10 protein-coding genes are annotated in these 10,338 nt (G+C 61.5%); 3 read left to right on the top strand and 7 right to left on the bottom strand.

The annotated features are described in order from the left end of the window. Nucleotides 1–2: 2 nt before the first annotated feature. The 3 genes from ONR57_RS01180 to cysC form a co-directional block, all read right to left on the bottom strand. Entirely contained in the window at nucleotides 3–1,541 is a 1,539-nt protein-coding gene (locus ONR57_RS01180) for a wax ester/triacylglycerol synthase domain-containing protein (RefSeq protein WP_265120998.1), read from the bottom strand. Nucleotides 1,542–1,703: 162 nt separating this feature from the next. Beyond that, nucleotides 1,704–2,657, bottom strand: a complete 954-nt coding sequence (locus ONR57_RS01175; protein ID WP_265120997.1) for a sulfotransferase domain-containing protein — start codon at nucleotides 2,655–2,657, stop codon at nucleotides 1,704–1,706. A gap of 58 nt (nucleotides 2,658–2,715) precedes the next feature. Next, nucleotides 2,716–3,237, bottom strand: coding sequence for an adenylyl-sulfate kinase (cysC, locus tag ONR57_RS01170; RefSeq protein ID WP_374116360.1), 522 nt, complete (start codon nucleotides 3,235–3,237; stop codon nucleotides 2,716–2,718). A gap of 365 nt (nucleotides 3,238–3,602) precedes the next feature. On the opposite strand from cysC, the gene ONR57_RS01165 reads away from it, so the two are divergent. Together ONR57_RS01165 and ONR57_RS01160 are read left to right on the top strand one after the other, a co-directional pair. Then, the gene (locus ONR57_RS01165) at nucleotides 3,603–4,994 is read left to right on the top strand and encodes a wax ester/triacylglycerol synthase domain-containing protein (protein ID WP_265120996.1); all 1,392 of its coding nucleotides are present in this window, start codon (nucleotides 3,603–3,605) and stop codon (nucleotides 4,992–4,994) included. A 300-nt stretch (nucleotides 4,995–5,294) separates the two neighbouring features. Further along, on the top strand, nucleotides 5,295–5,720 hold the full coding sequence (locus tag ONR57_RS01160; RefSeq protein ID WP_265120995.1) for a hypothetical protein: 426 nt from the start codon (nucleotides 5,295–5,297) through the stop codon (nucleotides 5,718–5,720). Nucleotides 5,721–6,074: 354 nt separating this feature from the next. On the opposite strand, the gene ONR57_RS01155 is transcribed toward ONR57_RS01160, so the two are convergent. Genes ONR57_RS01155 through ONR57_RS01145 form a run of 3 tightly spaced genes read right to left on the bottom strand, consistent with a single transcriptional unit; the run spans nucleotide 6,075 to nucleotide 8,716 of the window. After that, nucleotides 6,075–6,908, bottom strand: coding sequence for an ABC transporter permease (locus ONR57_RS01155; RefSeq protein ID WP_265120994.1), 834 nt, complete (start codon nucleotides 6,906–6,908; stop codon nucleotides 6,075–6,077). Nucleotides 6,909–6,911: 3 nt separating this feature from the next. Then, complete coding sequence (locus ONR57_RS01150; protein ID WP_265120993.1) at nucleotides 6,912–7,742, bottom strand: ABC transporter permease; 831 nt, start codon at nucleotides 7,740–7,742, stop codon at nucleotides 6,912–6,914. After that, the gene (locus tag ONR57_RS01145) at nucleotides 7,739–8,716 is read right to left on the bottom strand and encodes an ATP-binding cassette domain-containing protein (RefSeq protein ID WP_265120992.1); all 978 of its coding nucleotides are present in this window, start codon (nucleotides 8,714–8,716) and stop codon (nucleotides 7,739–7,741) included. Before ONR57_RS01145 ends, ONR57_RS01150 begins: the two co-directional genes overlap by 4 nt. A gap of 254 nt (nucleotides 8,717–8,970) precedes the next feature. Between ONR57_RS01145 and ONR57_RS01140 the strand changes: the two genes are divergently transcribed. Further along, a complete protein-coding gene (locus ONR57_RS01140; RefSeq protein WP_265120991.1) occupies nucleotides 8,971–9,774 on the top strand; it encodes an alpha/beta fold hydrolase in 804 nt (267 codons plus the stop codon). On the opposite strand, the gene ONR57_RS01135 is transcribed toward ONR57_RS01140, so the two are convergent. Beyond that, nucleotides 9,752–10,336 (bottom strand): hypothetical protein, encoded by a 585-nt coding sequence (locus tag ONR57_RS01135; protein WP_265120990.1) that lies wholly within the window; start codon nucleotides 10,334–10,336, stop codon nucleotides 9,752–9,754. The two genes, ONR57_RS01140 and ONR57_RS01135, sit on opposite strands and share 23 nt — an antisense overlap. Nucleotides 10,337–10,338: the final 2 nt, after the last annotated feature.

Here is a 10,338-nt window from a genome sequence, read left to right as displayed (position 1 = left end):
GGTCAGCGAGTCGCTGAGTGGACGAACTGGTGGTTGCGCAGCAGGCTGAACTCGTCGCGCAAAGCCGCCATATACTCCTCCGGTCTGCGAAGCTGATCAGCGTTGGCGAGCACCGAAATGCTGAGTTCACCGTTAAGGGAAGATATTTCGTGCTTGAGTCCGATTCCCGGATTCAGCGACACGATTCCGCAGGTGCGAACAACGCGGTTCTGTCCGAAGTAGGCAACGCGTGCATCCCGAGGAATGTTGGTTACGGCGACGTTCGCTCCCGTGACGGTGCTTCCTTCGGAAGCCGAGCGTTCTTCACTACGCAGGATTTCTCGGAGCAAGGCAGGCGGTAGCTGAATCGCAACTGCGCCGGCGCCGATCACCGCGCCGTATTGCCGCACCCGCTGCTTTTCCCAGTAGCTCGCTGCACTGATCAAGCGCATGCGTTCCACGGGATCGGATACGGTCGTGTAGAGGTCGACACAGAGTCCCGTCAAGGTATTGCCCAGTGCTGGATCGTCGTTGTCACGCAGGGACATCGGCACCCCGCAGAGGAGGCTATCGGCTGGGAGTGCTGATTCTGCGGCGAGGTACGAGCGCAGAGCGCCTGCGATGATCGTCAGTGCGACGTCGTTGACTGTTGCCCCCGGCACGAGCGTCCGCAAATTCTGGATATCCTCGAGCGGGAACCATTCAGCGTCGAAGACACGGTGGGCGCGGGTGGGTGCATTGAATATCGTGCTCGGAGCGACTTTGCGGAGGCGCGGGCGTTCGCCGCTGGCCACGCTCTTTTCGTACGCCCGCTGTGATTGCCGCATCGATCTGACCTCGGCAGGCAGGTTCAGCAATCTTGTCAGCGCACCACGCGCCGTTCGGCCGAAGCTGACGGCCCTTCGCGGGCCGGTTTCTGTTGGCGAGCCCGCGGTCATGATGCCCCGCGGGCGCCGTTCGCTTGGGGACTGCGGCTGCAGATCGAAGAGTTGGCCAGCGAATTTCGACAGCCCTAAGCCATCGAGGACACCGTGGTGCACTTTGACGGCAATAGCGGCTGCAGTTCCAGGTACCTTGTCATCTCGGAAACCGCGGTACACGGTGACCTCCCACAGCGGGCGCGCCAGGTCGAAGGGTTCTTCCGCGAATGCGACGAGTTGCGTCCGTAAAGCATTCCAATCACCTGCGCCCTGCACGCGCTGGAAGGTGATGTGTCGTTCAGCACTGACTTCAGATGCTGTCACCCAGTAGGGGTGGTCGAGCTGTAAAGGGGTAGGCGCAATCAGCGCCGAGAATGCGGGGCTTTGCGACAGCCGGGTGAGTATCAGGTTGGTAAGTACCGAATCCTCCTCCGCGAGATCGCCCTCAACAAAATAAATACCAACGAGGTTCGGGTGGTAATGTTCTTGTTCGCGCAAAAACATTACGCTGCTGACAGGGTCAATCTGCTGCATCTGGCGCTCCCGGGCAATCGCTTCGATACGCCGCGGTAGCGCCTGTTTGGCGATGGCGGCGATTTCGGGTCCACAGCCAGGGTAGGCATGCAACTGAAGCGAATGCACGCATCAGGGGCACTGCTTTAGTATTTCTGATCACAATAAGAACATATTGTTACTGATCCGTCGCCGTGTCGTAATTAAATGACTATTGCACGGTAAGGCTGGGTTCAAGAAAAGATAAAGCGGGCTATGTGCCGTGAGACGCGACAGGCCGTCACGTTCGCGTCAGGTCCAGTTGCCGGAACGGCCAATGATGCCGAAAAGTTCTTCGTTGTGTGGCTGATAAAACTCCTGCAGCAGGGCTTTGGCCTCAGGATTCTCGTGCGGCGTGGCGATAGGATTCTGGTTGACTGTCTCCCGGATTACCGGCCTAAATGGTGAAAGCCCCAGGAATTCGTAAATGTCGTTTACCGTGCAATTGATGTCGGCGAAGAAGTCCTCGGCGAACACGAAGTGGATGTTGCTCCGCCCGAACCGCTCGAGCCACAATTTCACGGAAGGGGCATAGATTCCCGCTTGAAGGGGCGGCATGCCGGTGATTGCGGTGGGAAAACCGTGCGCTGGATACACTTCGAGTGCCAGGGTGACGTACTCAAGGTATGACTTTGTGTAACGCTGGAGCAGCTTGTTCTGCCCAGCCATGAGGATGTCCCATTTGAAATGTGAGTACATGCGCCGGACTGGGTCACGGAGAACGATGATGGCCTTCGCGTCGGGTCGCGCGTCGTGAAAGGTATCAAGGACGGTGACCTGGTGCAGGCGGGGCTCAAAGTAGCCCGCTAGAGTTTTGCCGATCTTACTTTCTATTTCCGATTTCTCTTCTGCGGTGGGGTAGAAAACACGCCATTTCTCGGCGTCGGGACGATTTGGTTCCTTTGACAGGGGGACCAGCATGTTTGGATGTTGCATCAGATAGGTGGCTAACTCACTGGTGCCCGACTTGATTGCCCCCACGCAAGCAAAGTCGGGCAGTACGCGGTCCTTTTTGAACGATCGGATAAGCCTGCGCCAGCCCGGAACATATGAGAAATAATGAGGCAAGAATTGGGCCCGCACCGCGTTCTCCGCGAGGCGTGCGATATCGCGTGGCTTGTATTCGCCCCGATACCGGATTTTAAGCTCTTCCTCGACGATTCGGTAACATTCGACGAGGCGTTCGTCATCAAGGTTGGTGGTCATTAGGGCCTTCCGATGCAAAGTTGAGTTCTCACGAGGTTCAGGTGATGTGATCGCGGCATCAGCGCAATGAATCACTGATCAGCCCGCTGAGCCGTTCGGCGGCTTCGTGAGGATCGCGAGTGCCGCCCTTGACGGTGTATTCGGGGCTGATAGGTGCCTCGTAAACGGCGTCAATTCCGGTGAAATTGGCGAGCTGCCCCGACCGCGCTTTCGCGTACAGGCCTTTGGGGTCCCGCTGCTCGCAGACGTTGAGTGGTGTGTCCACGTACACCTCCCAGAAAGGCAGCTGGTCACACGCATGGACTTTTCGTGCAGCGTCTCGGCTCTCGCGCAGCGGACTGATCGCGGCCACAATCGCGACAGTGCCAGCGTCGGCGAATAAGCGTGCGACTTCGGCGAGGCGGCGGACGTTCTCAGCCCGATCTGCCGTTGTGAAGCCAAGATCCGCATTGAGGTGGTGCCGCAGGTTGTCGCCGTCGAGGCGATATGCGGGCTGTCCGCGCTGGACTAGCGCCCATTCCAGTTCGCACGCAAGTGTGGATTTGCCCGCACCGGACAGGCCCGTTATCCATACAGTCATCCCCCGAGAAGGCCTGTCTGCGCGCGTTACGCGAGCCTCATGCCACGTGATGTGACACCCGGACTCACTCTGGTCCTCAGGCATTGGGCTCCCCAGGGTTATTGCGCGGCAGGTGTGACGGCCGTCGCAGTACTGCCGGTGACGCTACTCGCGCCGTCCGCGGTGCGCTACTGGTTGTCCGGCGTGTCGCCCTTGCGGCGTTAGCCCGGGTTCAAACCCCGCATATTGGACGGCAATCCCCGCCGCTGCGCGAAGGCCAGGCCACGCCGTTAGGGTCTAGTGCGAGCTGGTGCGATCTTGGGTGAAGGACTGGGCCGCAAGAGGGCATTCGGCACAGGTAAGCACGCAACTAATGGGGATTGACCGTGAAGCTGGATGACGCCGGAACTTGGATCACACACATCGGTAAGCATGTGGGCAGCACCACGATGGTGAATTTCACCGTTTTTGATGCTGGCTTTCGCCATGGCGCACCGCCCAGCGCCGACGCCGTTCGCGACTATGTCGCCGCGCGGATTAGTGGGCTTCCCTACTTCAAGTGCCGTGTCGCACGTACCCCGCTCGCGGCAGGCAGCAGCCGCCTAGTGCCCGTTGCCGACTTCGACGTCGCCAACCACGTCACGCTGCGAACGGCCCCGGGCTCGGGCGGTTGGGTAGAGCTGCGAGATGAGCTCGCGCGTATCCGCGAAACGTCGCTCGATCCTGATCTGCCGCCGTGGCATATCACTGTGTTCACAGGTATCCGTGAAATCCCCGGCGCGGCGGGGGAGTTCCTCGGCGTCGTGACACAGCTTGACCATTCGGTTACAGACGGCGCCGGCAGCGTGGCGCTCGGGCGCCTGCTCTTCCCTGAGGCGCCAGTAACTGAGGTTGGTGTCGGCCGTAAGGCGGCGATCCTGACCCCGTCAGGCGGGAACGTTGGCTTGCTGGCTGACGCAGTCGCTCAGGCGCCGAGCCGAGCGGCGCGCTTCGCCCGGAATCTCAGGGAAGCTGTAGCGGCGCGCGGCAAGAACGCAAGTGCAGACGATAGAGCTCCCACAGAGATGACGCCAATGCGCGGTCCGGCCCCACAGACGGCCATCGACAGCGCCGGTGGGCCGCTCGGCTACCGTGCATTCGCCGCGTCCCTAGAAGACATTCAGCGCGCCCGTGCGACCGTACCGGGAGCCACGATCAATGATGTTCTGATTTCGGCAGTAGGCGGCGCGTTGCGGACGTACTTGCGCGAATCCGGCCCCTTGCCTGATGCGGACCTGCGCTGCGCTATCACTGTCGCCACCGCCCAGCGTCCTCATTCACCGTTCGTGGGCAATGACTTCACCATGGCAGCAGTGCCTTTCGGTGTGCACCTTGAGAGCAGTCGTGACCGACTGGCCTACGTCGCGGGTCAGACGGCCGCCGTAAAGCATCGAATCCGAACCGGTCCCAAGGTACCGGTTGAACGCGCGCTTCAGAGCATTCCGCCGCTGTTCATTCCGAAGGTGCTGGCCATGCTCTCGGGAGGCCGGGCTGCAGTTAATGCCGCGGTTGTGAATGTACCGCGCGGCAGCCGTCCTATGTATTTCGGTGAGGCTCGCTCCGTGGCCTCATTCGGGTTGCCGTTTACCGATGGTGTGCCGCTGGCACATGCCGTCACGACTCTCGGTGACGTCGTCACTGTCAATGCGCTGTACGACTCAGCGTCCATCCGCGACGGCGACACATACATCGCGCTCCTTGAATCTGAGCTGTCGGAACTCGTCAAACTTGGGGTCTGACCTCGGAACAGCGTCACCGGTGGCTGCGCAGATCCGGAAATGTAACTGCCTGTACCCGTTTCGTAACCACTTCGTATGAACAACAGGGGTCACTTCAGCCACGCGTGCCAGTAGTCTCGGACCAGTGCTTGACCGTTGTATCCCGGCTTGCGTTTACGGCCGCGCTCCGAGATATGAACGGGCAGCTGCCATGTCGGAACACTCGAGAAAGCTGGTTACTGGAATTCGTTGTTGTTCGCACGGTCGAATGAGGTAGGTCTGCAAGTGGATGACGAAGTGAGGACGTGGACACTTCACCGCTTGATCTCTACTGCCGCGGCGGTCGCGCCGAATTCCGGATCAGTGGGCGAACAAGGGGCTGAAGTCTCCTTTGCCAAGCTTATTGACGCTGCCCGAGATATCTGGACACAAACCTTTGAGGGCGACATCGACGAGGGTTCTGCCGTTTTGCTCGCGCTCGCGGCCACCGTGTTCTCCGGGGATGGCGATAACGGCGCCCAGGAACTCGCGACACGGTTATCCAGCATCGTTGCCGCGATCAGTGCGCCCGATGGGGCCGATCCGGAGACCGCAAAGCGCACGGAAACTGCTGGGGAAGAGCGCAAAGCAATCGTCCTCAGGCTATTCGAAGAGCGGCTGTGTTCCGCCGCTGCGCGCCGCCAGCAAGCGACTGGCGCACCGGCCGCGGAACTCCCGCGCTACAGCCGCGCAGCTGCTTCTATGTGAGTACGGCCCGCGCGGCCCGCATGTGTGCAGGAAAGCGTAGTTTCTCAGTTCGATAGTTGCTCGTTTGTGCACACGAGTGGCGTCGGCCCAATGTCTGCGACGGTGGAACTCCCGTGCCACGGCCTCACTGGTGAAGCAGAAAGTCGCCGAGATCAACGAGACCTCCGCTTGGCTCGGTCCGCTGCTTGTACGCGTGACATGTCCCGTTCGGTATGTGCTAGCCACCGGCGCGAACCTGGGCAGTGGTGCGGAAGCGATGGTGATGGCGCGCGCGGCGCCGCATGTGTGCACGGAAGTGCAGGTTCTAGGCTCGTTTGCTGCTCGTTTGTGCGCACATGCGGTGCCGGGAAGCGCTCAGCTTGCGGCGGACCTCCGGTACCCAACAATCGCAGGTACGGCGAACAGCACCACCAGGCCACCCGACCAAAGGGCGCACCGTATCAGCGGCGACCCGTAATCCTGTCCCAGCGCGATCGCGCGCATCGCCTCAACGGCATGCGAAAGCGGCTGGTTCTCCACCACCGGCTGTGCCCACGAGGGGAACGCTTGCAGCGGCACGAACCCGGAACTGAAGAACATTCCGAACATGATGAACAGTTGCAGTGCCGCAATCAGCGTTTGTTTCGTCGTTATCAGCGCACAGGCGGTCGCGAGGGTGGCGAAGCCAATGCCGAACATCAGCGGGACGGCAAGGAACGCCAGCGCTGACGTGACGCTTTCAAGGCGGAAGCCGAGGGGATAGGCGACGAGGAGGATCAGGACGGTCGTCAACACGATTCGTACAGCTTCTGCCAGCAATCGGCCGGTCAGATCGGCAGCACGATGGATCGGCAACGACCAGTAGCGGCTGAGGACCCCATTCTCCCGTTCCTGGATCACCAGGACTACACCCGCGATTGATCCGACCATTGCCGCGACGAGCGACATCAGGGGAGCGAACCGGTACGCCGCAGGCTCGTTGGAGAAGCCTTCCATCGTGATACCGATGACCATCCACAGCATCACCAGCATGATCGCGGGGTAAGCGACCGCCTGGACCATCGTGAGCGGATCACGGCTCCAGATGACCAGCAGGCGCCGGGTCATCAGCAGGCTGTGCCGCACGTAGGCGCGCAGCGATCCCTCGGGATGTGTGTAGTCGAGACTCGGGAACCGCGTGGCTTCATGCAAACGGGGGTTCTTTTCCATGCGTCACCTCCTCCGCACTGCTGCCCACACGGCAAGGCCGCCGAGCAGAACAAAGACCGCGACCGCCCATGCGAGCCCCGGTCCCACTGTTTCCAGAGTGGCGGTTCCGCCAGCAAAAGCGCGCATCGTTTCGGCGAACTGTGACACGGGCTGGTTGCGGACGAACGGGCGCGCGAACTCGGGGAATCCTGTTTCTGGAATCAAACCGGTCGACATCATGCCGAAGATGAGGATGGGGAGTGTGAGCGCTTGCGTCACCGCCCGCGGGTTCGCGGTGAGCGTGCCCAGTGCGTCCGCGCCAAGTATCAGACTGACACCGACGAACAACACGAATGCCACGAAAAACGCGGCATGTAACCAGCCGCCTTCAAACCGGAAGTTGATTAAGTGTCCGTAGGCAATTGCAGCGGTCAGCGCCACCGCGGCGCGGAGGAAGTTTCCGCTCATCCGAGACATCAGCGGGACGACCCGCGGGATCGGCATGGTGTACAACCGCGCGGTCATCCCTTGTTTGGCGTCCTTCGCCGCCTTCAGCGCGGCCTGTTGCATGGTGAGAGCCACTGCGCCGAACGCGATGAGCGGCACGACGAACTGGCCGTAGTTCCGGACGCCGCCACCGCCCATATAGCTCGGCAGCTCAAGCATCGTGCGCAACGGAACGTAGTACGCCAGCGTGAAGATCGCAGGAGTGATGAGCGCGATGATGAAGTCACCGTTTCTGGCCATCTCCCGCAGCGAACGAGAACTCAGCGCGGCCCACTGACGCAGCGGCGCCGCGCGATGCCCGAGGCTCTCTTCCGAGTCCAGTGACAGTGAAATGACTCCAGATGTCATTTGCTGTCCTTCTGCCCACTGGCATGACCGGTGAGTGCGAGGAACACGTCGTCGAGTGAGGGGCGGCGCAGTGCCACATCCTCAAGTTCGATCCCTTCTGACGAGAGCCGCCGCAGGACTTCACTCAGGGTGGCAGGGCCGTCCTCGGCCGGAATCGCGATTCGGTCGGCATCGTCGGCGATATCTGCGGGAACGGTGCCAGCGGGGTAGAGGTCCGCGACGAGCAGCTGGATCTTGCGCAGCTGACTCGGCTCCAGCGGCACAACTTCGCAGAACGTGCCGCCGGTGCGCTCCTTCAGTTCGTTCGCTGTGCCCTCCGCGATGACGGTGCCCTTGTCGATCACAATGATGTTGTCGCTCAGCAGGTCGGCTTCTTCGAGGTACTGCGTGGTGAGCAGCACGGTGATGCCCTCGTTCTTGAGTTCGCTCACCAATGACCACACGGCCTGGCGGCTGCGCGGGTCAAGACCTGTTGTGGGTTCGTCGAGGAACACGACTTCAGGCCGCGTGACGAGGCCGCAGGCGATGTCGATGCGGCGGCGCATACCGCCGGAGTAGCCGCCTACCCGGCGGTTGGCCGCGTATTCGAGCTCAAACGCGCTGAGAAGCTGGTCTGCCCGCGCCTTCGCTGCCTTTCGGTTGAGCCCCATCAAGCGGCCGAAAAGCTGCAGGTTTTCGCGTCCCGTCAGTGTTTCGTCAAGCGCGGCGTACTGGCCGGTGAGCATGATCGAACGACGCACCTGGGCGGCCTGCTCGACGACGTCATACCCGGCGACCCAGGCTTTACCGAAGTCGGGGCGCTGCAGTGTGGAAAGGATGCTGACTGTGGTGGTTTTCCCGGCACCGTTGGGGCCGAGCACACCGAGGACGGTTCCCTTGGGCACGGAAAAACTGATTCCGCTCAAGGCGGTGACGTCACCGAACGTCTTGACCACGTCGTCGACGAGCACGGCGGTCTCCGGCGATGAACGCATCCAAACTCCTGTTTAGCGGTCAGGTGTGGCGCAAGTCCCCACACAGTGTGTCCGGCTGGAGTGCCATCCGGCATTCTGCTGGGCAGCGCCTGCGGCCAATACTAAGAGACCGCGCGTTGCTTGACCGGAAGACCATCTACAAGATGTATTGATCGGACAGGCAACGGGCTTATCGTAGCCCTCGGCGCCTACGTTACTTGCCGGTCACGAGTGTCGCTCACCGCACAGCAAAGTTCTAAGGAGAAATGCGGCTTATGCCAACTGCCGAGCTGAATGGAATCCGGCTGAGCTATCGAGTCCACGGTGACGGCCCGCTCGTGGTATTCGTGATGGGCACCGGCAGCCCAGGCCGGGTATGGGAGATGTACCAGGTGCCCGCGCTTGTGAAAGCGGGCTATACCGCGGTGACCTTCGAAAACCGCGGGATCGCACCGAGTGATGAATGCGCAGCCGGATTCACCATCGACGACATGGTCGACGATACTGCTGCGCTGATCGAGCACCTTGGCGACGGCCCCGCGTACGTGGTGGGCACCTCGCTGGGATCACGCATCACCCAGGAACTGTGCCTTGCGCGTCCTGAATTAGTGAAGAAGGCGGTGCTGCTGACCGCCCATGCCCGCGTTGACCCGGTTATCAAGTCGCTTTCGCAGGGCGAACGTGAGATTTACGACAATAATGTGACGCTGCCCCCGGCCTACCACGCGGCGGTGAACGCAATCATGAATCTTTCACCTGCCACATTGCGCGAGGATCAGAGGGCGCAGGATTGGCTCGCGATTATCGAATATTCGAGCGGTGCAACATCGCCGGGAGTGCGCGCGCAAATGGGCCTGGCTGATTTCCCGAGCCGCCTCGGAGCGTATCGCGCGATTACCGTTCCGGTGCTCGCCGTCGGTTACCTGGATGACCGGCTGATCCCGCCGCATTTGGCGAAGGAAGTCGCTGATGCGATCCCGGGTGCGCGCTATGCCGAAGTGGCAGACGCCGGGCACTATGGCGCACTGGAACGGCCCGAGGAAGTTAACGAATTGATCATTGACTTCCTGAAGTCCTGACCTTGCTGCCTGGACGGCTGATCTCGAAGAACACGGGAACCGCGATCGGCGCCGCGTCGAGAGCGAACACGATGTCGTCCACCGAAGCTGCGACAGCATCAGCGGCCCGATGAAGGTCGGCTGTGCCGGGCAAGACGACGGTGAGCCGGATCGTCGGCACCCCACGGTCGAGAAACGGGTGCGCGTGCACGTCGATCGCGGACGGCAGGCGCCCGTGCAGGTCCCGCACCGCCGCGCTGGCTAGTGCGCGCAAATCGATCGTCAAGTGTCCGCCGGAGCTGTCTGGGTCCAGGTCGACCGGGCCGATGCGGTCGGGCCAGAACACAAACGCCACGATGACGGCGCCAGCGAGAAGCGCCGCCACCGACACGCCGAATACTGCGCGCGGCCACCAGGTTTCGTCCGTCGCGCCGAGCAGCGCGGTCGTGTCAACGGTAGCCAGGACATTGCGCGCCCACATCCAGCCTGCCTGGTTGCCCAGCGCGAGCAGGGCGGCCCCGGCTAGCAGAATGCCAGCGAATGCGCTGATGAAACGATTGGTGAGCACGACGGCGGTGGTCATCT

This window comes from Hoyosella sp. YIM 151337, from assembly GCF_026041215.1.
GTDB lineage: Bacteria > Actinomycetota > Actinomycetes > Mycobacteriales > Mycobacteriaceae > Hoyosella.
Note: the sequence above shows the minus strand (reverse complement) of the source record. Positions and strands in the feature narration are given on the sequence as shown.